Raw genomic sequence first — 22,208 nt, 5'->3', positions numbered from 1 at the left:
ATACGATGAGTAACGTCTCTGATAACAACAGAAATAAACTTCTAAAGGCCGCAGCGGAACTATTCTCTGATAAAGGTTTCGATGCGGTCAGCACCCGGGACCTTTGCACTCGCGCAGAAGTAAATGTTGCGGCCATCAGTTATTACTTTGGTGGGAAGGAGGGCCTCTATCTGGAGGTCTTCCGCGAGTACTCGCAAAAGCTTGCCGACCGTATCGATTCGGCTTTGAGTAATCACCAAGGAAAAGTGAATTCGCGTGTCGAGATGGAGAAGGCTCTGCGTGATCTGATTGAAACCTTCGTGCAGATTCGTATCCATCAACCAGAGATTTCTATTGTTCTTCAGCGCCACGCAATAGATAAAATTCCCGGCGTCCGTGAAGCATTTCATAGTACGATGCAACCTGTGGGAGCAAATCTGACCCAGTTCTTTCAGGATCTTCAAAGTGCTAAAATGATTCGTGAAGATGTGAACGTTCGCTCGTTCATTGCCATTATGGTGGAATCTATTTGGGGATATTTCTCTTTGCAGGATCGCGGCGGCAGTCTTTTGCAAGACGCCTACCGTTTGCCAGCGGACCAGGAAAAATTCGCGGATTTCTTATCGCAAATTTTCGTACGAGGAATTACTTCGAACTAGAAGCGAATCGTAAATTGCAGACCGATATAATTGGTCATTTCACGGTCTTCCCAGTTATGGCGATTTTTGTCGAGCCCTGGAGTTACCGTCACAATATCCGTCGAACCTTCACTGAAATATCTTTGGTTCGCCATTTTATTTGCCTGTTTCACAAAAGACGCTGCTGGGTTTAAGACCACCATCAAGAAAGAGCGCCAACGGCTCGGGCTTTTTGCTATTGATTGTTTGTGAGCGATTTCTTTTTGGGCATGAGTCAGGAAACTGCTTAGAAGATTTCCTAAAATAGGGTTGGTCCACAACCTTTCCTGGCGAAGTTGTTCTTTGAGATCTTGCTCTTCTTCGTTTTTCTCCCAGAAAATCGTGTTGGACTCCGGGATAAAGTAAATGATACCACCCGCAGAAATACTTGCTAATGCGAGATTGCGGGCATTGATGACTTGGTCTTGCTCATAGATGGGCATGGTGCTCATGCCAAGTGCGTCTTCCATCTGATCCACGCTGCTTTTGTCAAAATTCAATTGGGTGCTTCGACGGTCCCACTTCGCTTTAAGAATGATTCGTCGACTTCGATGACCGTAAAGAGATTCCCACGGGTCCTCATGAAGCTCATCGACGATCTGTTGGATCACGGCCTCTTGCACGTCGCGACTAGTATCTGCCGCGAAGCTGCCACCAGGAATTAAATGAAACACCACAAGCATCATGCAAAGGGATTTTTTTATTTTCATAACAAATCCGTATTTACAAGGATGGTGCCAGCTCAGAGTTTCGTGGTGGCCTTATTAAAGACGGGACGGGGCGCTGTCCCTGGTTTTAAGAAAGGCTTGATTAAAAGTTAGACACGGAACGTCTGTAGCGACTTGTTTGCAATTAGGATTGGGAGCTTGCCTATCGCAGGACGATGTGTTTGTTTTGGGTATGCAAGGTCCTTCGAACCCTGATTTAGAGGAGTCTTAAATGAAGAGTTTAGTTTTTGTACTTGTAACCCTTTTTGCAATGGGTGCCCATGCCGAGAAAAAGTATGGAACAGGTGCTAAGTTTACTGATGCAATGCCGATGTCAAAAATTATGAAGAACCCAGAGTCGCTTGTTGGCAAAGAAGTGACGGTGTCGGGTGTTATCGTGGACGTTTGCGCAAAACGTGGCTGTTGGATGAAGTTAACCACGGACTATCAAAACGAAAAAGTTAGAGTAAAGGTGAACGATGGAGAAATCGTTTTTCCTCTAGAATCTCGTGGCAAAAAAGCAGCAGCTAAGGGCGAATTCAAAAAAATCACGATGACCCTAGAAGAGACCAAAGACTTCTTAAAGCACCAAGCTGAAGAGAATAAACTGAAGTTTGATCCTGCTTCCGTAAAAGAAGCGATGGTGGTGTACCAAGTTCAGGCAACTGGCGCTGTTATCGAGGGGAATTAATAAGCATGCAGCAATCCGGAGAAAACGGGGCTGGTTGGGGGAAAAGACTGTTCCTGTTGAACAGGTCTTTTCACCGAGACGTCGGCTATTTCTGTGTGGGGCTGATAATTATTTATTCCATCTCTGGAATTGCAGTGAATCATGTCGATTCTTGGAATCCGAGCTACGTTATTACTCGGTCTGAACAGGTTCTTAAAGACGTTTCTGGTAAGCCTGATTCTGAAGAGTTTCAGCAGGCTTTGGCAAAGCGCCTTGGTATTAACGCGCGCTTTTTGAGTAGCGTGCGAGATTCCAATGAAGAGACTTTGTTCTTTTACGAGGGAACGCGGGTCGCTTGGAATGAAGTCAAACAGCAAGCCTCTATTGAAACGACCGAAAAACGTATCGGCCTGTTTTTTGCGAACTACTTACATCTGAATAAAGCCAAACGCGTGTGGTCCTATGTCGCCGACGTGTTCGCAGTGTTGCTAATCTATTTGAGTCTGTCTGGTCTGTTTATGCTCAAGGGCGCTAATGGCTTCGGAAGACGAGGCTGGTTCTTTGTAAGCGCCGGCCTGGTGATTCCTTTAGCTTTTTACTACCTGTACGTTTAATTTTTAAACGACCTCGTCAGGTTTTAATGCACATTCAAATGTCGAAAGATCGCCCGCTTCAATTTGAATAGTCGGGTGATCGATTTTGAAATCTTCTTTCAATTCCTTGCTGACCTTGGCCAAGAAGGCATCGCTATGGAAGTCTTTCTTCATCACTAAATGCACGGTTAGAGCGGTTTCTGTGGTGCTCATGGCCCAGACGTGCAGGTCGTGAACTTCGCTTACCCCCTCAAGCTTGGTGAAATACTCTTTCACATCAGGAAGGTGGATATTGCTAGGCACCGCATCCATCGCAAGGTTCAAAGAGTCTTTTAGGAGTCCCCAAGTGCCGATCGTGATTACAAGAACGATGATCAAGCTGATAGCCGGATCGATCCACAGCCAGTCGGTGTATTGAATGATAAGACCTGCAATCACAACGCCGACAGAGACCAAAGCATCCGCCGCCATATGCATGTAGGCACTGCGGATATTTAGATCATGTTTTCGGCCCGACATGAATAAGAGAGCTGTAGCGCCGTTGATAATAATACCGACAAAGGCCACCGCCATCACGGTGCCTGTTTCAACTGGTGTGGGGCTCCAGAATCTGCGAATAGCTTCCCAGGCGATACCGCCAACTGCGATCAAAAGAAGAACCGCGTTCAAGAGCGCTGAAAGAATCGAAGAGCGGCGAAGCCCATAAGTATATCGCATCGTTGGCTTACGGCGTGACAGCCATACAGCGGCCCAAGCAAGGACCAAACCGATGACGTCACTTAAGTTGTGGCCAGCATCCGCAACCAGCGCCAGAGATTTGGCGATAAAGCCATAGGTGGCTTCAACACCAACGAAGGCAAGGTTTAGGACAATCCCGATGGCAAAAGCTTTATTGTAATCCCGAGGGCCTGAGTGGCTATGGGCATGTCCATGAGAGTGTCCGTGGCTGTGGGAATGGCTGTGTGAGTGTGAGTTCGACATGGGGTCCTCTATTTCCAAAAGCTTCTTAAAATTTCAATGGCCTCTTCGCTGGCCTGGGTGGCTTCTTTGCTGTTCTTGGCAGTGCCGATATGCTCACGGATGTGTTCTTCCATAATATCAGACATAAGGCCATTCAGAGCCCCTCGGCACGACGCCAGGGTTAACATAATCTTGTAACAGTCTTCTTCGTTTTCCAAGCCATTGGTAACCGATTTAAGCTGTCCCTGCAGGCGGCTGATACGCCCGATCAAGCGGTCTTTGTTTTTAATCGTATGTGCCATGACAAGCCTCCAAGGACCATAATATAGGGGGGTACCCTATATTGCAAGGCTAAAAAAAGAGCGGGAACCAGTCCCGCTCTATTAAGCTTTAAGCGTTGTCGTTTGAGAAGCGACGTTTAGAACCGCCGCTGCGGTGACGCTTCACCCCTGGAGGATCTGCGCGGCGTGGACGATCGGCACGCTCAGGACGATCTTTGCTCTCTTTACGGTCCTTGCGCTTTTCACCACCGCCATCACCGAAGCTGAAGCCGTCAAAACGAGGGCCACGGTCACGGCGAGGGAAACCATCTTCGAAATGGTTACGGTCTGTGCGAGGTTTGAAATCACGTTGTTCTTCGCCACCACGGTCTTTGCGAGGAGCAAAGCTACGCTCGCCACCCTCAGCGCGTTCTTTACGAGGAGCGAAACTGCGCTCGGCACCACGACTCTCGCCTTCAGTGCGCTCCTTACGAGGAGCGAATCCGCGATCGTCGCCTTCAGCACGCTCTTTACGAGGTCCGAACTTCTTAGCAGGAGTTCTATCGTTAGAGAAAGCACGAGGTGCATAAGGGCCACGGTCGTCACGACGAGGACGGTCCTGACGAGGGCCGCGATCTCCGCGGTCGCCACCACGGTCGAAACGATCGCCGCGCTCTGGACGGTCACCACGAGGTTTGAAGTCGCGGCGTTGATCCAAGCCACCCTTCATGAAATCCAAGTCGTAGTCTTTTTCAGCCAACAACTCAGGGTGAATAGCTGTGATTACGCGGGCAAGTAATTCTGGCGGAGCCAATTTCAACAAGCCAGACTCATCTTTTTGCACAAGCTCTTCAAAGATTTGCAAAGCGATTTGGTATTTACGACCCTCAGTAGGAACGCCTACCAATTGTGACATAAATTTTTGTAAGCGGATCATTGCAACTTCGTCAGAAGTTGGGATCTTGCCTTTTTCCAAAGTCTTCTTCGTTACGTTTTGAATACGGCGCAAAGAACCGACTTGGCGAGGATTGATCAAGCTGATCGCGATACCTTCTTTACCGTTACGGCCAGTACGACCGATACGGTGGATGTAAGATTCAACATCCCAAGGAAGTGAGTGATTGATTACGTGAGTAAGGTCTTTTACGTCCAAACCACGAGCAGCAACGTCTGTTGCCACCAAAACTTTAGCTTCGCCAGAACGGAATTTTCTAAGAGTAATTTCACGTTCTTTCTGTTGCTTATCACCGTGAAGGGAAGCAGCAGAAAAACCGCGGCGTTGAAGTTTTTCTTCAAGCTCGATTACTTCCATTTTAGTTTGGCAGAAGATAATGCCATGGAAGTTGTCATGGATTTGCAAAAGACGGCTGATAACTTCGTTTTTATGCTCATCTTTAACAGTGTAATAGCTTTGTTTAACAAGATCAGAAGAACCAGTTGGTTTTGCTACTTCGATTGTTTCAGGAGCTTCAAGGTAAGTATCCGCTACGCGACGAATATCCCGGCTCATAGTTGCAGAGAATAACCAAGTTTTGCAAGCTGCACGGCCAGAAGCTTCTGCTTCTTCGTTATGAGTGTGCTTCAAGATGAATTCCAAATCGTCTTTGAAACCCATGCTGATCATCTCATCCGCTTCATCCAAAATCAGAGTTTGTACGTTAGTTAATTGAACAACTTTTTGTTCTAAGAAGTCTACTAAGCGGCCCGGAGTTGCAACAACGATATGAGCGCCTTTGCGAACGCCTTCGATTTGAGTACGGTAGCTAGAGCCCCCGTAGATAGTGACAACGCGAACGCCTTTGTATTTACCAAGTTTTTGTAATTGGTCGGCAACTTGAAGTGCCAACTCACGAGTGGGGCTCAAGACCAAGCCTTGAGTTGCTTTAAGGCTTGCATCGATTTTTTCAATCAATGGAATACCGAAAGCAGCAGTTTTACCAGTACCAGTAGAAGCAAGTCCGATCATGTCTTGGGCTTCACCCAAAAGAAGAGGGATCGCCTTTTCTTGGATAGGAGTAGGGGATGTAAAGCCCATTTCGTTCATGGCCTTCATTAAAGGCTCACTAAGACCGAAAGACTGGAACGAGGAGGATTCAGAGGGATTCATGGGGACCTTTCGAAAAGAAAACGCCAATTTAGACTATTTTGACCTCTTCCGCCTTAAAATAATGAAAGCTGTATTTTATTCTTAGACGTCGTCTTGCTAAACACCTGGAAAACCCTTATCTTGTCTTCCATGATTCATCTCTCAAATATCACTAAACAATACGGTACTAAGATTCTCTATAAAAACGCCTCTTTTCAGATCAATGATGGTGAAAAGATTGGCTTGGTAGGCCCCAATGGTGCCGGTAAAACCACCATTTTCCGCGTGATTACTGACGAGGAAGGCTTTGAAGGCACGATCTCTAAATCAGATCGTACTGTTATTGGTTACTTCTCTCAGAATATCGAAGAGATGAAAGGCCGCACAGCCCTCGAAGAGGTGAAATCTGCTGCCGGCAAGCTGCCTATTCTAGGTGCTAAATTGAAAGAGCTTGAAAGGCGCCTCGAGGACTCTGCCGTCAATCCTATTGATGATGATCAAATGACGAAGCTTTTAGAGGACTATGGCGAGGTTCAGGCCGACTACGAACGCCTTGGTGGGTATGATCTTGATACCCGTGCTGCTGAAATTTTGACAGGCTTGGGGATCGGCCCTGAGGACTATCATCGCCCGACTGAGAGCTTCAGCGGCGGTTGGAAAATGCGTATTGCTTTGGCAAAGATCCTGGTTTTGAACCCTGATGTTTTGCTGATGGATGAGCCGACGAATCACTTGGATATGGAATCTATCATCTGGCTTGAGGAATGGCTGAAAAATTTCAAAGGCGCCATTTTGATGACAAGCCATGATCGCGATTTTATGAATCGTTTGGTCGGCAAGGTCGTTGAAGTTGCCAATAAAACTATCACTACTTATGGCGGCAACTACGATTTCTATGAAAAAGAAAAAGCCATTCGTTTAGAGCAGCTTATTGCAGCGGCAAAACGCCAAGAAGATATGCTCGCGAAAGAAGAAGAGTTCATTGCTCGCTTCGCAGCCCGTGCTTCGCATGCGGCGCAAGTTCAGTCTCGTGTTAAGAAACTTGAAAAGATTGATCGTATCGAAATTCCTGCTGAAGAAAAGGCCATCAAGTTTGAGTGGGCTGAACCTCCTCGTGGCGGTGATGAAGTTGTGAAGCTGGAAGGTTTGACTAAAATCTGGAAGCGCGACGACGGTAAAGAAAAGTTAGTTTTCAAGAATGCTTCTGCCCTTGTAAAACGCATGGACCGTGTTGCGGTTGTTGGTGTGAACGGTGCTGGTAAGTCTACGTTGTTAAAAATTATCACAGGCCAAGCAGAACCGACCGAAGGTGTGTTCAACTTGGGTGCTTCTATCTCTTTGGGATATTTTAGCCAAAACTCTTTGGACGTTTTGGATCCGAACGCTACGATCATGGAAGAGGTGCACTCTCGTATTCCAAATTCTACAGTCGGATTTGTCAGAAACCTGCTTGGGGCTTTCAAATTCTCGGGTGACGAAGCGGATAAGAAAATTTCTGTATTGTCGGGTGGTGAGAAAAGCCGCGTGGTTCTTGCAACGATCTTGGCAAAGCCAGTGAATTTCCTTGTTCTAGATGAGCCGACGAATCACTTGGACATCGTTTCTCGCGAAGTGTTGCTGGAGGCTATTAAAACATTCCCAGGCACAGTCATGATCGTAAGCCATGATAGACATTTCTTGCGTGAGATTACGACTCGTGTGTTTGAACTCGATAAAAACCAACTTCTGACTTATGACGGAACTTGGGATTACTATCTTTCTAAGAAGACTCACTAGGGGAGTTTGTGCCTCGACCAAGAGCTATGCTCGGGAATCGGGGCAGACCTAGGTCAGATGCGGGGTGGGAAAACCACTCCAGAGTCGGGACAGAAGAATTTTTTTGTGTCGCAGATGACGTCTGAAAAACTGAATCAGGGCTTAGCTGTTTATTAAGAACGACCGATAAAAAGATATGAAATTCTTAACGATTTTGATATCAGCATTTTTTGTTTTTAGCTCGGTAGTACGGGCTGAGGACGCTTCGACTCAAACAACGACTGCTCCCGCGGTTAATGCAGCTCCCGCAGTTCAAAATCAAGCACCAACCGTACCAGTTCTTCCTAAAGTACAAGCTCCTAAAAAGAAAAGAGTTAAAAACAACGCCGCTGTTCTTCCTGAAGGTGTGACGCCCGAAGATGTCATCAGTAAAATCAATGAAGGCAACAAGGCGATGCAGAAGTTGAAAGAGAAAAGCGACTACTGCGAGATCTGTGAGTTGAATAAAAAAACTGAAACTACGGCGCATACAGAGATTCCAGCTCGTGAAGCCAAAGCGATAAAAGACAATCCCGATGCATTGACAGAACCAAAAGGCGATGAAAACAGTATCAATACTCGCGTCGCTGTTTGTAAAACACAGCCGGGGATCTATGACCTTTGCACCTATAACGGTGACGTCGTGCCTGGGCAAATTCGCTTTGCCGACAGAACCGGCGCTTTACGCCGTGAGTGGCAGTTTGATTTTGCAGGACAAGCTCGTCAGGATTTAGGATTTTCTATTTCAGATGCGAATGACGAACACGTCAGTCAATCCAAAGAAACTTACATGATGGTGTTTCCGCGTCGTTATCTGCCAAGCATTCGCATTGAGGGCGATCAGCAAGTCGTTACTTTAGCGACCGGCGAAAAGGTTACCTTCGATGCAAAAACTAAGCGAATTGTCGGTGGCGCATTGACGAACGAAAAGAGCTATACGGGAACTGGTGTTGCGATTCGAGTTGATAGCACTGGCGAAGAACCTCGTCTAGGCAACAGGTCCGTTACCATCACAAAAAATGGCAAGCCTTGCAAAAGTAAGGTAGTTCCTAGAAACTTATGGCCTGATCAGGCTGACAATTCCATGCTTCACTTCAAATATCCAAGTGATGCAGAGTTCGATAAGTTTCTTCAAAAGACCTGCGGTTTTAGCATGTACTAAAGAGATTTTAGCAAGCTGCGTGCTTGCTGAGGACTCAGCTTCGGGGCTCCTTTAGAGGAGTATTCTTCTGTTTCGTATATATCCAAAAGAGTCATCAGCGACGTTCGTATCTCAGGATGCGACTTCGCCCAGCGCTGAGTAAACTGGCGAAGAGTTTCGGATTTTTCGCGAGTTAGGTTTTGCTTCTGAGCCTTTGCTTCGAGTTCTTTCAGAAGCCACTCAGCATAGGTGAGCTTCTTGCGACGGAAGAATGACTGCAAAATAAAGGGCAGCAATAGCAAAGCCCCAAGAACAACCGCCCAGGTACGGTATTCTTGGAAGAGCTCTTTTTGCTTATCAAGATTGAAATCAATCAAGAACAAAACAAGGTCATAATTCCAGCTCTCAACATTCTGTAAAATCGTTTCTCGTGCTTGAATCCACCAAGCCTGGCGGGACTTAAGGTAATCCATGGCTTTGCCTTGGCCGATCCACTCTTCAGGCAGGCCCTCGAAAAGGACTCCGCCAAGCTCTAAGCGTTCAGGAGCTACGACCGTAGTGGGGTCGACGCGTTCCCATTCGTTGCGGTTATTCAAGAACTCTACCCATGCATGGGCGTCAGCTTGAGTGAATTTCCAAAATCTACCATAGGCATTGAAGTCGCCACCTTGATAACCCGTTACTACACGGGCAGGGACTTTAGCTGCGCGAAGAAGAGTCGCCATTGTCGCAGCATAGTGTTCGCAATAACCTTTTTTGCCGACGAATAGAAAGTCATCGATCGAGCCACTGGTTTTGCCGGGGCTTTTGCTATACATGAATTTTTCAGCTCGGAAGTGATTTAGAATTTTTTCTGCAATATCTTCGCGCGAGTTCGCCGACGCTGTCAGTTTTTTGACAAGAACTGCGACAGGCTCCGAGAGTTCCGGGATTTGTAGGTCGGCCGCTTCAGATTCCACCTGTGGAGTGGTCTCTTCAAATTTTCCTTGGTAAATGCTACGCTCATAAAGTGGAGCGACACTTTCAAAATAAGAGCCCTTTCTGAGGACCATCGGGAACTTTGCAGATTGTAATCTCTCAGTCGGTTCCCACACGAAAAGCCATCTTTTACCTTGTGGTTCCAGTGTCACTTCATAGTCGGCTTGCGGGATCTTCTCAAAAGTACGCTCAATGACGGGCATAGATGGTTTTGTCCAGCGCATCCCCTCGGAAGTTGTAAGGACTTGACCACGCCAGTATTGATCCTGTGGGCGGTATTTCTTTGATCCTAAGAATTGGACACGGAATACAAGCTCTTGAGAATTCTGAATCTTAGAGATGCTGCCGGGACTTAGCTCATCCGAGAATCCCGTTTGCCCCTGATTGGAAGTCATAAGCCCCTGAAAGCCAAACGGGTTTTGCACGCGCGGGAAGAATAAGAATAAAAACAAAGCGAGCGGTAGGGATTTCAGAAAAATAGAGGAATATTTAAGTTTTGTATTTTGGGAACTCCACAAAACAAAGAAACTTGCGAGTCCCGCACCAAGAGCCGGCACTTCAAGAGAGAACAAGAAAAGGGCAGAAATCAAAACAAAGCCCAAAAGGAACAAAAACTTCTGATCGCGAAGATTGCGCTCTTCTAAAAGTTTTAAACTAGTAAGTAAAATCAAAAAACTGGAAGAAGAGTCTTGGCTCATCACCGTACGATAGCGTAACAAGATCAAACCCAAGGCCGCGACCGTCAGGGTATTGGTGAACCAGCGTGAAGGTTTTTGTAGTTTCCAAAGCTCGATCGCACATTTCCATAAAATGAAAAACAAACCCGCGGCCATGACCCAGGATTCGACCTCGAGACCGACAAAGATAATGGTGATGGTTAAGCCCAGAATCAAACGCCAAGAGTTCATAGCAAAGACCTCAGGCATTCTGTTTTATGTTGAGGCCCTCGTCCATAAGGAAGCTGACGAGTTGGCAGATCTAAGGCGTATTCCATATTGTTTTTTTCAGCCAGATCTAGCCACAGGCTCAATTGACGTTTCTTTTCTTGCTCCGAAGTTTGGGGGCAATCTTCCCAGCGCAAAGTCAGTTTGCGAGAACTCTGCGGATCAAACTCTTTAGTCATGACTTTTTGCACTCGAGCGGTCACTCGCCAGTCGATACTGCGAGGAGAATCACTTTTTTGGTACTCGCGGTGACCTTTGAAGTCATCCAGACTTTGACTTTCTTGAAAACGTTGTGTGTGAGCAGCGCTTGCGAATTGTGCTGAGCCCAAGCGCGCTGGATATACGAAAGCTTTGATCTCGTGATAATGCTTTTTCCAGCTGCGAGAAAAGTGGTAGGGGAATTCCGAAGATATTTTAAGACTTGGAACTTGATGAACGCCCTCATTATTCATCTTGAAAGGCACTAAGACTTCACGTCGTTCTCCGGCTTTGAGCTTGTCTAAAAGAAACTGTCCTTCGGGTGCGACCTCAAAAAGAATGTTTTCCATGTCCTCTTGAGTAGAGTTATAGACTAAAAGTTTTAGTGCTCCGACTTCGTCGGCAAAGAAGTCCTCGATACTGAGTTGCAAGATCTGCAGCTTATCAATATTGCGATTCGTAAGAATCAAACTCTGACTGCCAAGGGCCGCCATAAAGAAGCAAAGAAAATAAACGGCGTTATTGGTGCTCGCAAAGCCAATTCCAAACAGCAAAAGACAAATACAACCAAAGGCCACTCCGTAAGCGGTAGGCATGATATAGGTCTTTTGATGTTTTTCGCGAAATCTAGAGGACTTCGACTTCGCGGAGGAGTTCGTGGGCAAGGCTTCGTCCTTTGGCAACACCATCAAGGCCCCCGAGACGGTGAGCTAAAACCTCGATGGCAATTTTCTGAATATCATCTGGAATCACATGATCACGTTTGGCTAAATAAGCACACGCACGTCCAGCTTTCGCTAAAGCCATACCGGCACGAATCGATAACGGGTTGTTATGGCCTTTCTGACGGCTTCTTTGTAGCAATGAACTAATATATTGAGCCACTTTGTCAGCGACATGAACTTTGTCGATCTCTTTTTGAATTTCCACCACTTGATGTGCGCTCAACACGGCTTGGACATTTTTTAGTTTTTCACGTGCGTCCATGCCTTGGATGATTCTTTTCTCGGCCTCGGGATTGGCGTGAGAAAGTTCCAAGCTCATCAAAAAACGATCTAGCTGACTTTCTGGAAGTGGCGAGGTTCCGATTTGCGAGCGCGGGTTTTGCGTTGCAATCAAACAAAAAGGTTCTGGCAGGGGATAGTGATTCCCGTCCAAAGTGACCTCGGATTCTTCCATAGCCTGAAGAAGCGCACTTTGCGTGCGGGGATTTGCGCGGTTTAACTCGTCGGCCAAAACTAGCTGGGCAAAGACAGGCCCTTTGTGAAATTTAAAAGCTTTAGCCTCAGAATCAAAAACCATGTTGCCAAGAACATCGGCCGGCAAGAGATCATTCGTGAATTGCACGCGTGAGCTTTGTAACCCCATCAGTTTTGCTAAAAGTTGCACGAGCGTCGTTTTACCTACACCCGGAACATCCTCGATCAATAGGTGTCCTTGAGCTAAAATGCAAATGACAGACTTTTCGATTTCGACATTTTTATCGAGAAGGACTTTAGAAGCCTCTGAAATGACTTTTTCAATATGATTTTGCATAGGTGTAGAACTCCGCTGTCTATTTGAGTTTTCCAAAGAGCATCAGATAAAACATTTTAAAATCCCCCGCGAGACTCCACAAAGGATGAGTGAAAGTTGCGGGACGGTTTTTTTCGATGATAAAGTGGCCTACCCAAGCAAAGCCGTAACCTAGTATAGGCAAAGCCGTTAAGAGCATCCATTGTTGGGTGGCGAGTGAATAAATTAATATAAGATGAACGAGCAGAGTGCCGACGAAGTGCAATCGACGATTGGTCGGATTTGAATGTTCTTTGAGATAAAAAGGCCAAAACTCTGCAAAGCTTTTCATAATTAAAGCTTAGCAGAGTTTTAGATATTGGCTACCTTTGAGCTACGCGTGGAGCAGCGGCATTGCGCCCTGCGACGTTTGAAGCTCTTACAGTACAAGCAGGGTATTTTGTGATGGCTGCCATGATCTTTTTAGCTTTCTTAGAGCGACCACGAGGACGCAATACTTCCCAATAAGAAGCTGAGCTAAACAATCGCTCACCACGACCTACGATCTGATCATTCAACATAGAAAGACCACAAACCAAAGTTCTTTGAGCGCTTGCTGAGTCGCCATTACGGCAACCAGAAGAGTAGCGGCCTTCTTTACCTTTATGAAGTTGCAAAAGTCCCGCTGCAGTTCCATTTGGGCCCGTTGCTGTCTCTCGGAAGTTGCAAGAGCTTTCATAGTGAGCCATAGCTGTCATTGTGAGAACCACAAGGCCTTTGCGGTCAGCGATACTCATTCTGTCGTAATTCGGGCAATGCTCTTTGATATCACGAGGGCCCTGATTAATAAGAGTTTGATATTTTGGTTTCCCAAGTTCGCTGTTGACGACGTCGCCCCATGCGTTTACTTCGCCATTACCGACAAAGTTATCGCATTTATTACTGTAATTCATATTATCCGAGATGATTTCAACATCGAGAACACCATCGGTGATCTCGTTCATATTGTCGGCGAATTGTCTGAATGCGTCCATAGCTGTTCCGCCGCTATTAGCGCAATCAGCACAGGTTCCAGAACTCGTAGCGCTGCTAGCGAGTGTCATGGACCCGGTTCTAAGATTACGGGTTGGACTAGATAACACAGCAAATCCTGGCTGTGCCATTATTAAAGTGGTGCATACGAGTAGGTGCTTCAACATAGTGGTTCCGTCCTTTGGAAGTAATACAAAGCAAAGGAGATGCCTGGCCACATGTGGCGCCATCTCGAAAAGAAACACATTTCGATGTCACAGCATTGAGCACAGGGTAACAAAATGCGGCTGTCTAAAAATGAGACACCCGCAAAATGAAGGGCTAATTATATAGAGAGGACTCTAGTCACCGTCGGAAAGGGCCTTGTCTTGCTCATCCAAAGTTTCAAGGATGAGGGCGCGATCTGTTGAGTGCAGTTTTTCAGCAGCCTTTTTAAAGAGCTCTTTATTTTTTTGATAAAGCGGCAGCATGATGTCTGAAACTGCAAAAGCAGACGGGTCGTTGATGAAAGTAATGATGGCGACTCTTTCCATTTGATGGACAAGGTCTTCGCTGAGCGTATTTTTTTCAGCAAGTTTTACGGCGCCTTCAAGATCGTCAAACATTTGATCAATTTTAAGCGTTTTGCCTTCTTTGAGTCTTGCTTTGTCGCCTTCGATATCGGCGATAGTATATGCCTTTAGTTTTTTGACCGCGTCCTCAACATTTTTAAATTCTGTTGCGGCATGTGCCAGAGAAGTCAGTAATGAAGTGAAAAGAATCAATCCTAGTTTTTTCATTTGAGTTTCTCCGCAGGCTTAATCATCACGCCGACAAGTTTATAGTTTCTGCTGGCGCGGCCGGCAAGCTCATTTTTCATGACTGAATTAGGCGCTCTAAAGTCACTGACATAGGAGCCGCTGGTACCATGGCCTGTTTTGATTTCGATATGTCCACCGTTTTTGCCACCTTTATAAATCATGATGGCACCTTTAGGTGCAGAAGCTGGATTTTGAATCATGCTGCTGAAGGTAGAGTCATCTAGTAAATTGATAAAACCCTCCGCCTTCAAGTTCTTAAGGGCATTGACGCCAATTTTAGGATTTGAGCGAGAAGGCACTTCTGGAAAGACGGGTGTGAAGTTCATGTATTTGCTCACCAACGAGCCACCTTTACAGCGAGTGCCACGACGAGCGCGGCACATGGCCTCTTTTACTCTGCGAAGGCACAGACCGATAGAGGTGCTTCTGGAGTGAGTCTCTGCATAACGAATCATCGCTTTAACTTCAGGATGTTCACTGTAGCCTGCAATTTCAGGGAAGTTCTTCCAGATGTTTTCACCAGAGACAGTGCCACGTCTCGCGAGGTTGACTCGACCGCAAGAATAACATTCAGGTTCTGTCCTCTGGGCTTGTCTGGTGACTTGTCTTGAGCCTTGAACTCTTTGAATAACCTGTTGGCTGTCACGTTGACTTCTAGGAGTCTGATTGAGCTGGCAATGAACACATGGAGGTTCGGCCTCAGTTCTTGAAGAATCATCCGAAGAGATCGCTTCATTCGGATCAGAGATCACGAATTTAGAAAAGTCCGGAGCCGCGTGAGCTAGTGGGCTCACGAAGAACAAGATCAATCCAATTGAAAAAAGAGAGCGATAGGTCAAGATGACTCCTTCCTCTAAGACGGATCGGAGTCTTGGAAAGAGTCTTAAGGCTAGAAATCACCTTGGACCGAGCGAAGGTCTGGGTTTGAGAACACTAGTAGAGCTTAGAGAGCTCCATACTGTATTTTCCTGGGGCGTAGTTAGCGAGACGGCTGTGGTGAAGATCTTGGAAGACCTTTTCTTTGCAAGCGTAGCTTGCAAAAGGATAGATCGCAATACCGCCACGAGGAGTGAACTCGCCAATCACTTCGATGTACTTTGGCTTCATGAGTTTTACGAGGTCATCGCAGATAGTTTGAATACAATCTTCATGGAAGTCGCCATGATTGCGGAAGCTGAACAGATAGAGCTTCAAAGACTTTGATTCCACCATTTTTTCATCGGCAATGTAGTTCACAAATACTTTTGCGAAATCAGGCTGACCGGTTTTTGGGCAAAGGGAAGTGAACTCGGTGCAGACGAAAGACGTCCATGCGACCTTGCCTGGGTTCTTATTATCAAATGCTTCCAAAATCTTTGGAGAGTATGTTGTAGGGTATTCAGTTTTCTCTGAACCCAGGGCAAAGTTTTTAAGTTCTTTTTGGCGAGTCTTTTTTGTCATGCCTAGTTCATACAACCAGGCATCTGTCGGGTCAATGCGGCAATTTGCGGAATCTTGCTGTATTTACCATTCACCTTAATCACGGACCAATAAACCCCTTTTGTTAGGGTAATACGGTTCCGATTCTTAATCTGCTGGGCCAAAATTTTCACACCACAGCTGAGATTTTTATAAGGGTCCAAGATGGTTTTGTTTGGGTCATTGGGCTTAAGCTTTCTATCAGTGTCCCAGTCGAACTCACAGAAAGGATAAGGCCTGATATCTTGATAGGAAAGTTGCATCAGTCCTTCGCTGTAAACCGGGCGGCCCGTGACTGGATCTGTGCCCATCGTGGTTTCATGCATACGATTGGTGGGATCGAAGTTACTTTCGTACTTTACGATCCCTGAAATCAACACACCCCAAAAGTTGATGCGCTCATCAGTCGTCAATTGGAAGTAGCGAGGGCAAAAAGCCGTGATGTCTTCGGCGCCTTGGACGAGGTCTGGCGTTTCTTTGTTAATGATGTCGTAAACATGACTTGTCCAATCCTTGCCTTCGTTATGGGCGTCTTCCCACAGAAGTGGGTAGGCTTGGTCTAATTTGCCATTGTCACTGGAAGCAGGGCTCGTAGAACCCGAATTGTTTGCACAACCAACGGTGTAAATCAGGCTGAGGGCGCAAAGTGCAGAAAAAGCATTTCTTATTTTCATGATAAAGTCCCCCTGTTAGGGGACCTTATCCCCCTGGCGGGGAACTTATGAAGCAAATTAGGTGCTCATCGGGACCATCGTCCAGCGGAAATCGCAAGTTATGGGAATAACTTCGAAAAAAATCGGCAAAAGTAAGTTTGTTTTCACTCCTGCCGACGAAGATTTGACGCTGTCAAAAACGTGACGCTAATTCAGCACACGTTTGATTCCACGGAAGAGTAAACCCATTACCGGAACTTGCTCGTAGATTTCTCCAGAGACATCGAAATAATCGCGATGATATTCGCAAAGACCGTTAGACGTGAACTTGAAATGCGTAGAGCCTTCCACTGAAAATTCACGTCCCATGAATCGCGCTTTCATGACCCAAGTGACGCAAGCTTGGTTGCCTTGTTCAACGATATTTTCAAAAGTAAAGTGAATGTCGCTGATACGGTTTAGAACTCGCAAGTAATATTGTTCTATTTCTTCCGTCGTATAAATTTCGACGAGCGGGTCTTTAAAGAAGGCATCTTTCGTGTAGTACTGATGCAAATGTTTGATGCTTTTTGCGGTTACTCTGGAATACCAATCTAAAAGATTGCTGAGATGTTTTGATGGCTGAGTTACTTTCTTCGTGGTGGCCGTAGTACTTCGAGCGGCTTGATGATTGCGGCGTGGACGTTCTTTTGTTGTTGATGAAGCTGTTGTTTCCATTAGTTTCCTCCATTCATAAGTGCATTCTTAAAAAACTCTGGCAGACTGTCGAATGACGTTCTCGTCATAAGTCGTTTCACTCTGAGATGGGTTCTTTGCTCTATTCGAAAAATGGATCGAATTCGTATTAATGCGATATGCAGGCGTAATGTTCCCCGGGCTTTTAGTCGAAAAGAACATAGGTACCAACTTGTTGAAAACACGGGAAAGGGGATCTGTATGATCCGCAATTTTAAACTCCTCGTTTTACTTGCAGTCTTTGGAGCATTCTTGACTTCTCCAGAAGTGCATGCGGCAAAGTCCAAGAAGTCGGCCAAAGCGGAAAAGAAATCTGACCGCAAGCCTGCGTCTGGCGGCAAAGGTTTCAAAATCAAAAAGAGCGGCGATTTTACCCGTGTGATCGATGATGAAAAGGGTATTACCTGTTATTTTGCGAAGACGGGCGGCGGCGCCTGCGTAAAAGGGTCACGCTAAGGCTCGTCAGCAGTTGCTAAGGGCCCGCTTCCATGATCTGATCTTTGACATGATCAAAGATAAAAAGATTCTGAGCTGGGCTTTCTATGATTGGGCCAACAGTGCCTACGCCACCACCGTGATGGCGGGATTTTTCCCTCTATTCTTTCAAAAATATTGGAGCACAGGTATCGAACCCGCAGTCACCACTGCGCGTTTGGGAAGTGCGATCTCTCTTGCCAGTTTGGTGGTTGCTCTTTGCAGTCCCTTCTTAGGGGCCGTGGCAGATTTGCGATCTTACAAAAAGACCTACCTTTTTATTTTTATGCTGATTGGCGTGCTCTGTTGCGTAGGTATGTTTTTTGTTCCCCAAGGCGATTGGATGTTCGCACTAACAGCTTATGCGATTTCTATGATGGCCTTTAACGCCAGCTGTGTTTTTAATGACTCGCTTCTGCCTTATGTGGCTGAGGGACGTCGGTTGGATTATGCCTCGTCGGTGGGTTATGCCTTGGGTTATCTTGGTGGCGGCATTTTGTTTTTACTGAACGTCATTATGTTTTTAAAGCCCGAGCTATTTGGCATCGCCGGAAAACCAGAGGCCGTGAAATGGTCTTTCTTGACAGTTGGCGTTTGGTGGTTGGTCTTTACGATTCCGCTGATGCGAAATGTGCCAGAGCCTAAGTCTGACTACAAAGAGCCTTTCATGGTGATGATGAAACAGAGTATGAACAATTTGTTTCATACTTTGCGGGCCATGGTGAAAAATAGAAACATTCTCTTTTTTGTTGTCGGTTATTGGTTTTACATTGATGGCGTTTATACGGTGATGACGATGGCCGTGGATTACGGAGTTTCAATCGGTCTTGAGGGGGATTCTCTGATGACCGCCTTGTTGATGACTCAATTTATCGGCTTCCCATTTGCCTGGCTTTTCGGGATGACCACCGGGCGTTGGGGGCTTCGCAAGCCTATTTTATTCTGTATTGGTTGTTATTCAGTGGCGGTAATTTTAGCCACGCAAATGAGCACCGCTTTGCATTTCTACCTTTTGGCCGCGATGATCGGGATGGTTCAGGGCGGGGTGCAGGCTTTAAGCCGCAGTTTCTTTGCTCAAATGATTCCGCGTGAAGCCAGCGGCGAGTATTTCGGGGTCTTTAACCTGGTTGGAAAGTTTGCCTCGATCTTGGGGCCATTCATTGTCGGTATGACTGTTTATATGACCGGCGAACATCGTTTTGGCATGCTCGGGCTTCTTGTGCTGTTCATGATTGGGGGCGGGTTGCTATTCAAAGTTAAAGAGCTGGAACGAGCCTAAATCCTTGATAATTCTTACATAAAAAAAAGGCCCCTTCATTCAGGGGCCAGAGTCTGCTATAGTCCGCCCCATGACTTACAACCCCCGCGACCATTATTTTAAGAAAGCCAAGCAAGAGAACTTTGCGGCCCGCTCGGTTTTTAAACTTGAAGAGATCGACAAGAAGTTCAAGATGTTTAAGCCAGGTCAAACGGTTTTGGATCTTGGGGCGTCTCCGGGTTCATGGTCTCAGTATGCTTCGCAAAAAATCGGGGCTGGCGGCAAAGTCCTCGGTGTAGATTTGAAACCCGTGACGGTAAATCTTAAGAACGCCGTTTTCATTCAAGCGGATCTTTACGATCTGCAATTAGAAGAGATTTTTAAACAGCACGGATTCCAGCCTCCGTTTGATATTGTCATGTCTGATATGGCTCCGAATACAACGGGCCATCGTTTTACGGACCAAGCACGCTCTATGGCGCTTTGTGAACTTGCATTGGATGTCGCACGCCGCTTCTTAAAGCCGGGCGGTCACTTTGTTTGCAAACTCTTTCACAGTGATGAGTTCGCAAAACTTCGTGAAGAAATCAAAAAAGACTTTCAAAAATTCGAGGCCGTAAAACCAGACAGCACTCGTAAGATCAGCAAAGAAATTTTCTTGGTGGGTCTCAGTAAAAAATCATGAATCTGAATATCATTTTTGAGAACTCTCACTTTGCCATTCTCGATAAAGACGCGATGGTGTTGACGACTCCAAGCCGTGAAGGCGAGTCCGACCAGCGTGAATGCTTGGGCCTGGAACTGCAAAAACAATTAAAACAACAAATCTTTCCAGTGCATCGTTTGGACTTCGAAGTTTCGGGGTTGGTGCTATTTGCAAAAACAGCTGAAGCCCATGCGAAAGCCAACACGTGGTTTGAACGCAAGCAAGTTTTTAAAACTTATCTGGCATTCAGCGAGGGGCAAAGCTTCGAACATATTCCTGCCAATGTGAAAAATCACCGCACGAAGATGGACCCCAAAGAAGGCGAAAAATTTTTTTGGAAAAGCCGTCTTCTTCGCGGTAAAAAAAGAGCTTATGATCACGCCACTGGAAAACCGAGTGAGACCGAAGCTGTTTATGTAGGCTATGATGTGTCTCAAAAATGGCATCGTTGGGAACTCCATCCCTTAACAGGACGTCCTCATCAATTGCGATTTGAACTAAGCTCTCATGGCTTTCCAATTGTCGGGGATGAACTCTATGGGGCCAAACGTGTCTTTAATAAACCAGGAATAGCCTTACGGGCTATTCGCATCGATTTCTCAAGGGCCGCAGGCGCAAAAGAACTCGGCTTGCCGCAGGTCGTGGAAGTGCCTGGTCTTTTGTAGCGTCCGTACTCCCTATTTTTAACAGTTTTTTGATAGTCATTTGCTGAAGTCACAAGCGTTTTTTACCGAAAAACAAGAACGCCTTTAATGATGGAGAGCTAATGAAAAAAATGTCGATTCAAATGCAGATGGCCCTGCCGATTGTGTTTATTGCTTTTTTAGCCATGGGATTTAGTGCATTTCTGAATACAAAAACCAGTCGTGAAAGCGCGCTTCAGAGTTCTGAGAGTTTGACTGAGAAAACCGCTCAAGCAAGTGCAAATGAGATTCGCTTGGAACTTGAACAGGCCTTTACTGTGGCTCGCTCTGTTGCTCAAGTAGAGTCTTCTCAGAAACTAGCAAATATCACACGCCGTGAAGATATCAACGTCGCCTTAAAAGAACTCTTGGTGCAAAATCCAGGTCTGATTGGAACGTGGACGGGTTGGGAAGCAAATGCCTATGATGGCAAAGATGCTCAGTACGCAAATACCCCAGGACACGATGCAAGCGGCCGCTATGTTCCTTACTGGAGTTATGACAAAGACGGCAAAGCAGTGCTGTCGCCACTTTTAGATTACGACAAACCAGTTGCTGGAGATTACTACTTAGTTCCTAAAGCACGTCAGAAGGAAACAATGGTAGAGCCTTATAACTATCCAGTGAATGGCACAATGGTTTTGATGTCTTCTGCGGTGGTGCCTATTGTGATGAACAATCAGTTTCTTGGTGTTGCTGGCGTTGATTTTCCATTGCTTAAAGTGCGCGAGAATATTTCTAAAGTTAAACCTTATGCTGAGAGTGAAGCTTATTTGATTTCTTCAGCTGGCAATTATGTGGCTCATCCTAAAGAGGAGTTGATCACGAAACCGGCTTCTTTTCCTGTGAACCAAACAGAAATTATGGCAGCTTTGAAAGATGGTAAAACCTATTCCGTGACTGGAATGGATCAAGAAGTTTCTTACCATTACGTGGTAGTGCCATTGAATCTAGGTCGCTCCGAGCAAAACTGGGGTTTGGTGGTACGCACGCCGACTTCTGCGATTCTTGCTAGTGCCAACAAAATGACAGTCTTCCAAGTAATGGTGTCTGCAGTTTGCGTTTTGTTGTTAGCAGCATGCGTATTTTTGGTTTCTAAAAAGATTGCCGTCGAGGTCAGCCGACTTTCTGGGCAGCTTAGAACTTCTGCTGATACGGTGACAAACGCGATTCAACAGCTGTCGGCGGCAGGTCAGGCGCTTTCTGAGTCTTCTACAAGCTCTGCGGCTTCACTGGAAGAAACAGTGGCCTCACTCGAGGAATTAAGCTCTATGGTGAAGTTAAACTCTGCAAATGCCCAAGAGGCTGCGGTGCTTTCTCGAAAGTCTTCAGATTCTGCCCAGCAAGGAGAGCATGAAATTAAGTCTTTGATGGTTTCCATGCAAGAGATCACTCAGTCCTCTAAGAAGATTGAAGAGATTATTAACGTGATTGACGACATCGCCTTCCAAACGAACTTGCTGGCACTAAATGCCGCAGTGGAAGCAGCGCGCGCTGGTGAGCAAGGTAAGGGCTTTGCCGTTGTTGCGGATGCTGTTCGCTCGCTGGCGCAAAAAAGTGCGGAAGCTGCGAAGGACATCCATGCTCTTATCAAAGAGAGCGTCGTTAAAGTTGAAACAGGGTCAAAGAAAGCCGTTGAGAGCGGCGTGGTTTTGACGAGCATCGTTGAGTCGGTGAAAAAAGTGGCAAATTTGAATAACGAAATTGCGACTGCTAGCGAAGAACAATCTAACGGTATTTCTCAGATTAGCAGTGCTATGAATCAATTGGATTCTTCGGTTCAATCTAATGCGTCTTCATCAGAAGAAATTGCCAGCACCGCGGAAGAGATTCATAACCAATCCGTCTTGATGGAAAATGTTGTCACACATCTCAATAAAGTCGTTTATGGCGAAGGCAAAAAGGCCGCTTAGTGCGTATGCGCGGTG

At 46.1% G+C, this 22,208-nt stretch carries 24 protein-coding genes; 10 read left to right on the top strand and 14 right to left on the bottom strand.

Annotated elements, in window-relative coordinates; all coding sequences use genetic code 11:
- Window positions 1-5: 5 nt before the first annotated feature.
- Window positions 6-638, top strand: coding sequence for a TetR/AcrR family transcriptional regulator (locus ACLWBB_RS13835; protein ID WP_413288128.1), 633 nt, complete (start codon window positions 6-8; stop codon window positions 636-638).
- Here the strand turns inward: ACLWBB_RS13835 and ACLWBB_RS13830 are convergent.
- Window positions 635-1,366: a hypothetical protein gene (locus ACLWBB_RS13830; protein WP_413288127.1), complete on the bottom strand. Its 732-nt coding sequence runs from the start codon at window positions 1,364-1,366 to the stop codon at window positions 635-637. The two genes, ACLWBB_RS13835 and ACLWBB_RS13830, sit on opposite strands and share 4 nt — an antisense overlap.
- Window positions 1,367-1,595: 229 nt before the next feature.
- Between ACLWBB_RS13830 and ACLWBB_RS13825 the strand changes: the two genes are divergently transcribed.
- Both ACLWBB_RS13825 and ACLWBB_RS13820 read left to right on the top strand, forming a co-directional pair.
- Window positions 1,596-2,054 carry a DUF4920 domain-containing protein gene (locus ACLWBB_RS13825; RefSeq protein WP_413288126.1) on the top strand — a complete coding sequence of 153 codons (459 nt, stop codon included), beginning with the start codon at window positions 1,596-1,598 and terminating at the stop codon, window positions 2,052-2,054.
- Window positions 2,055-2,059: 5 nt separating this feature from the next.
- A complete protein-coding gene (locus ACLWBB_RS13820; protein ID WP_413288125.1) occupies window positions 2,060-2,647 on the top strand; it encodes a PepSY-associated TM helix domain-containing protein in 588 nt (195 codons plus the stop codon).
- A 3-nt stretch (window positions 2,648-2,650) separates the two neighbouring features.
- On the opposite strand, the gene ACLWBB_RS13815 is transcribed toward ACLWBB_RS13820, so the two are convergent.
- The 3 genes from ACLWBB_RS13815 to ACLWBB_RS13805 form a co-directional block, all read right to left on the bottom strand.
- A complete protein-coding gene (locus tag ACLWBB_RS13815; protein WP_413288124.1) occupies window positions 2,651-3,607 on the bottom strand; it encodes a cation diffusion facilitator family transporter in 957 nt (318 codons plus the stop codon).
- An 8-nt stretch (window positions 3,608-3,615) separates the two neighbouring features.
- Window positions 3,616-3,888 carry a metal/formaldehyde-sensitive transcriptional repressor gene (locus ACLWBB_RS13810; RefSeq protein ID WP_413288123.1) on the bottom strand — a complete coding sequence of 91 codons (273 nt, stop codon included), beginning with the start codon at window positions 3,886-3,888 and terminating at the stop codon, window positions 3,616-3,618.
- Window positions 3,889-3,976: 88 nt separating this feature from the next.
- Window positions 3,977-5,953: a DEAD/DEAH box helicase gene (locus tag ACLWBB_RS13805; protein ID WP_413288122.1), complete on the bottom strand. Its 1,977-nt coding sequence runs from the start codon at window positions 5,951-5,953 to the stop codon at window positions 3,977-3,979.
- A 129-nt stretch (window positions 5,954-6,082) separates the two neighbouring features.
- On the opposite strand from ACLWBB_RS13805, the gene ACLWBB_RS13800 reads away from it, so the two are divergent.
- The gene (locus tag ACLWBB_RS13800) at window positions 6,083-7,708 is read left to right on the top strand and encodes an ABC-F family ATP-binding cassette domain-containing protein (protein WP_413288121.1); all 1,626 of its coding nucleotides are present in this window, start codon (window positions 6,083-6,085) and stop codon (window positions 7,706-7,708) included.
- A 175-nt stretch (window positions 7,709-7,883) separates the two neighbouring features.
- Window positions 7,884-8,888 (top strand): hypothetical protein, encoded by a 1,005-nt coding sequence (locus tag ACLWBB_RS13795; protein ID WP_413288120.1) that lies wholly within the window; start codon window positions 7,884-7,886, stop codon window positions 8,886-8,888.
- Here ACLWBB_RS13795 and ACLWBB_RS13790 read toward each other — a convergent pair.
- The 10 genes from ACLWBB_RS13790 to ACLWBB_RS13745 all read right to left on the bottom strand — a co-directional run bounded on the left by ACLWBB_RS13790 (window position 8,885) and on the right by ACLWBB_RS13745 (window position 17,141).
- Window positions 8,885-10,753, bottom strand: coding sequence for a DUF3488 and DUF4129 domain-containing transglutaminase family protein (locus tag ACLWBB_RS13790; protein WP_413288119.1), 1,869 nt, complete (start codon window positions 10,751-10,753; stop codon window positions 8,885-8,887). The two genes, ACLWBB_RS13795 and ACLWBB_RS13790, sit on opposite strands and share 4 nt — an antisense overlap.
- Window positions 10,750-11,583 carry a DUF58 domain-containing protein gene (locus tag ACLWBB_RS13785; protein ID WP_413288118.1) on the bottom strand — a complete coding sequence of 278 codons (834 nt, stop codon included), beginning with the start codon at window positions 11,581-11,583 and terminating at the stop codon, window positions 10,750-10,752. Before ACLWBB_RS13785 ends, ACLWBB_RS13790 begins: the two co-directional genes overlap by 4 nt.
- A gap of 31 nt (window positions 11,584-11,614) precedes the next feature.
- Window positions 11,615-12,523, bottom strand: a complete 909-nt coding sequence (locus ACLWBB_RS13780; RefSeq protein WP_413288117.1) for an AAA family ATPase — start codon at window positions 12,521-12,523, stop codon at window positions 11,615-11,617.
- Window positions 12,524-12,542: 19 nt separating this feature from the next.
- Window positions 12,543-12,833 carry an Mpo1-like protein gene (locus ACLWBB_RS13775; RefSeq protein ID WP_413288116.1) on the bottom strand — a complete coding sequence of 97 codons (291 nt, stop codon included), beginning with the start codon at window positions 12,831-12,833 and terminating at the stop codon, window positions 12,543-12,545.
- Window positions 12,834-12,864: 31 nt separating this feature from the next.
- A complete protein-coding gene (locus ACLWBB_RS13770; RefSeq protein ID WP_413288115.1) occupies window positions 12,865-13,584 on the bottom strand; it encodes a hypothetical protein in 720 nt (239 codons plus the stop codon).
- Between the two features lie 270 nt (window positions 13,585-13,854).
- Window positions 13,855-14,292 carry a hypothetical protein gene (locus tag ACLWBB_RS13765; protein ID WP_413288114.1) on the bottom strand — a complete coding sequence of 146 codons (438 nt, stop codon included), beginning with the start codon at window positions 14,290-14,292 and terminating at the stop codon, window positions 13,855-13,857.
- Window positions 14,289-15,152, bottom strand: a complete 864-nt coding sequence (locus tag ACLWBB_RS13760) for a hypothetical protein (protein ID WP_413288113.1) — start codon at window positions 15,150-15,152, stop codon at window positions 14,289-14,291. Before ACLWBB_RS13760 ends, ACLWBB_RS13765 begins: the two co-directional genes overlap by 4 nt.
- A gap of 94 nt (window positions 15,153-15,246) precedes the next feature.
- Window positions 15,247-15,753, bottom strand: a complete 507-nt coding sequence (gene queF, locus ACLWBB_RS13755; protein WP_413288112.1) for a preQ(1) synthase — start codon at window positions 15,751-15,753, stop codon at window positions 15,247-15,249.
- Window positions 15,754-15,755: 2 nt separating this feature from the next.
- Window positions 15,756-16,445 carry a hypothetical protein gene (locus tag ACLWBB_RS13750; RefSeq protein ID WP_413288111.1) on the bottom strand — a complete coding sequence of 230 codons (690 nt, stop codon included), beginning with the start codon at window positions 16,443-16,445 and terminating at the stop codon, window positions 15,756-15,758.
- Between the two features lie 186 nt (window positions 16,446-16,631).
- Entirely contained in the window at window positions 16,632-17,141 is a 510-nt protein-coding gene (locus tag ACLWBB_RS13745; protein WP_413288109.1) for a nuclear transport factor 2 family protein, read from the bottom strand.
- A gap of 219 nt (window positions 17,142-17,360) precedes the next feature.
- Here ACLWBB_RS13745 and ACLWBB_RS13740 point away from each other — a divergent pair, with 219 nt between their 5' ends.
- From ACLWBB_RS13740 to ACLWBB_RS13720, 5 genes are all read left to right on the top strand, one after another.
- Complete coding sequence (locus ACLWBB_RS13740; protein WP_413288108.1) at window positions 17,361-17,615, top strand: hypothetical protein; 255 nt, start codon at window positions 17,361-17,363, stop codon at window positions 17,613-17,615.
- A 49-nt stretch (window positions 17,616-17,664) separates the two neighbouring features.
- Window positions 17,665-18,912: an MFS transporter gene (locus ACLWBB_RS13735; protein ID WP_413288107.1), complete on the top strand. Its 1,248-nt coding sequence runs from the start codon at window positions 17,665-17,667 to the stop codon at window positions 18,910-18,912.
- 70 nt (window positions 18,913-18,982) lie between these two features.
- On the top strand, window positions 18,983-19,576 hold the full coding sequence (locus tag ACLWBB_RS13730; RefSeq protein WP_413288106.1) for an RlmE family RNA methyltransferase: 594 nt from the start codon (window positions 18,983-18,985) through the stop codon (window positions 19,574-19,576).
- Complete coding sequence (locus ACLWBB_RS13725; RefSeq protein ID WP_413288105.1) at window positions 19,573-20,262, top strand: RluA family pseudouridine synthase; 690 nt, start codon at window positions 19,573-19,575, stop codon at window positions 20,260-20,262. Before ACLWBB_RS13730 ends, ACLWBB_RS13725 begins: the two co-directional genes overlap by 4 nt.
- Before the next feature lie 101 nt (window positions 20,263-20,363).
- Window positions 20,364-22,193: a methyl-accepting chemotaxis protein gene (locus ACLWBB_RS13720; RefSeq protein ID WP_413288104.1), complete on the top strand. Its 1,830-nt coding sequence runs from the start codon at window positions 20,364-20,366 to the stop codon at window positions 22,191-22,193.
- The last annotated feature ends 15 nt before the right edge of the window (window positions 22,194-22,208 follow it).

Origin of the sequence: Bdellovibrio sp. HCB337 (assembly GCF_047302465.1) — a bacterium.
Taxonomy (GTDB): Bacteria; Bdellovibrionota; Bdellovibrionia; order Bdellovibrionales; family Bdellovibrionaceae; genus JACMRP01.
The sequence above is the reverse complement of the archived record's forward strand: the minus strand, read 5'-3'. Positions and strand labels throughout refer to the sequence as shown.

What these genes read in the sequence shown, in the direction of transcription:
- ACLWBB_RS13770 (WP_413288115.1), bottom strand. Translation starts at nt 13,584, where the DNA reads ATGACACTCGCTAGCAGCGCTACGAGTTCTGGAACCTGTGCTGATTGC.
- ACLWBB_RS13825 (WP_413288126.1), top strand. Translation starts at nt 1,596, where the DNA reads ATGAAGAGTTTAGTTTTTGTACTTGTAACCCTTTTTGCAATGGGTGCC.
- ACLWBB_RS13720 (WP_413288104.1), top strand. Translation starts at nt 20,364, where the DNA reads ATGAAAAAAATGTCGATTCAAATGCAGATGGCCCTGCCGATTGTGTTT.
- ACLWBB_RS13785 (WP_413288118.1), bottom strand. Translation starts at nt 11,583, where the DNA reads ATGCCTACCGCTTACGGAGTGGCCTTTGGTTGTATTTGTCTTTTGCTG.
- ACLWBB_RS13830 (WP_413288127.1), bottom strand. Translation starts at nt 1,366, where the DNA reads ATGAAAATAAAAAAATCCCTTTGCATGATGCTTGTGGTGTTTCATTTA.
- queF (WP_413288112.1), bottom strand. Translation starts at nt 15,753, where the DNA reads ATGACAAAAAAGACTCGCCAAAAAGAACTTAAAAACTTTGCCCTGGGT.
- ACLWBB_RS13745 (WP_413288109.1), bottom strand. Translation starts at nt 17,141, where the DNA reads ATGGAAACAACAGCTTCATCAACAACAAAAGAACGTCCACGCCGCAAT.
- ACLWBB_RS13740 (WP_413288108.1), top strand. Translation starts at nt 17,361, where the DNA reads ATGATCCGCAATTTTAAACTCCTCGTTTTACTTGCAGTCTTTGGAGCA.
- ACLWBB_RS13730 (WP_413288106.1), top strand. Translation starts at nt 18,983, where the DNA reads ATGACTTACAACCCCCGCGACCATTATTTTAAGAAAGCCAAGCAAGAG.
- ACLWBB_RS13775 (WP_413288116.1), bottom strand. Translation starts at nt 12,833, where the DNA reads ATGAAAAGCTTTGCAGAGTTTTGGCCTTTTTATCTCAAAGAACATTCA.
- ACLWBB_RS13735 (WP_413288107.1), top strand. Translation starts at nt 17,665, where the DNA reads ATGATCAAAGATAAAAAGATTCTGAGCTGGGCTTTCTATGATTGGGCC.
- ACLWBB_RS13780 (WP_413288117.1), bottom strand. Translation starts at nt 12,523, where the DNA reads ATGCAAAATCATATTGAAAAAGTCATTTCAGAGGCTTCTAAAGTCCTT.
- ACLWBB_RS13815 (WP_413288124.1), bottom strand. Translation starts at nt 3,607, where the DNA reads ATGTCGAACTCACACTCACACAGCCATTCCCACAGCCACGGACACTCT.
- ACLWBB_RS13725 (WP_413288105.1), top strand. Translation starts at nt 19,573, where the DNA reads ATGAATCTGAATATCATTTTTGAGAACTCTCACTTTGCCATTCTCGAT.
- ACLWBB_RS13790 (WP_413288119.1), bottom strand. Translation starts at nt 10,753, where the DNA reads ATGAACTCTTGGCGTTTGATTCTGGGCTTAACCATCACCATTATCTTT.
- ACLWBB_RS13750 (WP_413288111.1), bottom strand. Translation starts at nt 16,445, where the DNA reads ATGAAAATAAGAAATGCTTTTTCTGCACTTTGCGCCCTCAGCCTGATT.
- ACLWBB_RS13795 (WP_413288120.1), top strand. Translation starts at nt 7,884, where the DNA reads ATGAAATTCTTAACGATTTTGATATCAGCATTTTTTGTTTTTAGCTCG.
- ACLWBB_RS13800 (WP_413288121.1), top strand. Translation starts at nt 6,083, where the DNA reads ATGATTCATCTCTCAAATATCACTAAACAATACGGTACTAAGATTCTC.
- ACLWBB_RS13835 (WP_413288128.1), top strand. Translation starts at nt 6, where the DNA reads ATGAGTAACGTCTCTGATAACAACAGAAATAAACTTCTAAAGGCCGCA.
- ACLWBB_RS13805 (WP_413288122.1), bottom strand. Translation starts at nt 5,953, where the DNA reads ATGAATCCCTCTGAATCCTCCTCGTTCCAGTCTTTCGGTCTTAGTGAG.
- ACLWBB_RS13820 (WP_413288125.1), top strand. Translation starts at nt 2,060, where the DNA reads ATGCAGCAATCCGGAGAAAACGGGGCTGGTTGGGGGAAAAGACTGTTC.
- ACLWBB_RS13810 (WP_413288123.1), bottom strand. Translation starts at nt 3,888, where the DNA reads ATGGCACATACGATTAAAAACAAAGACCGCTTGATCGGGCGTATCAGC.
- ACLWBB_RS13765 (WP_413288114.1), bottom strand. Translation starts at nt 14,292, where the DNA reads ATGAAAAAACTAGGATTGATTCTTTTCACTTCATTACTGACTTCTCTG.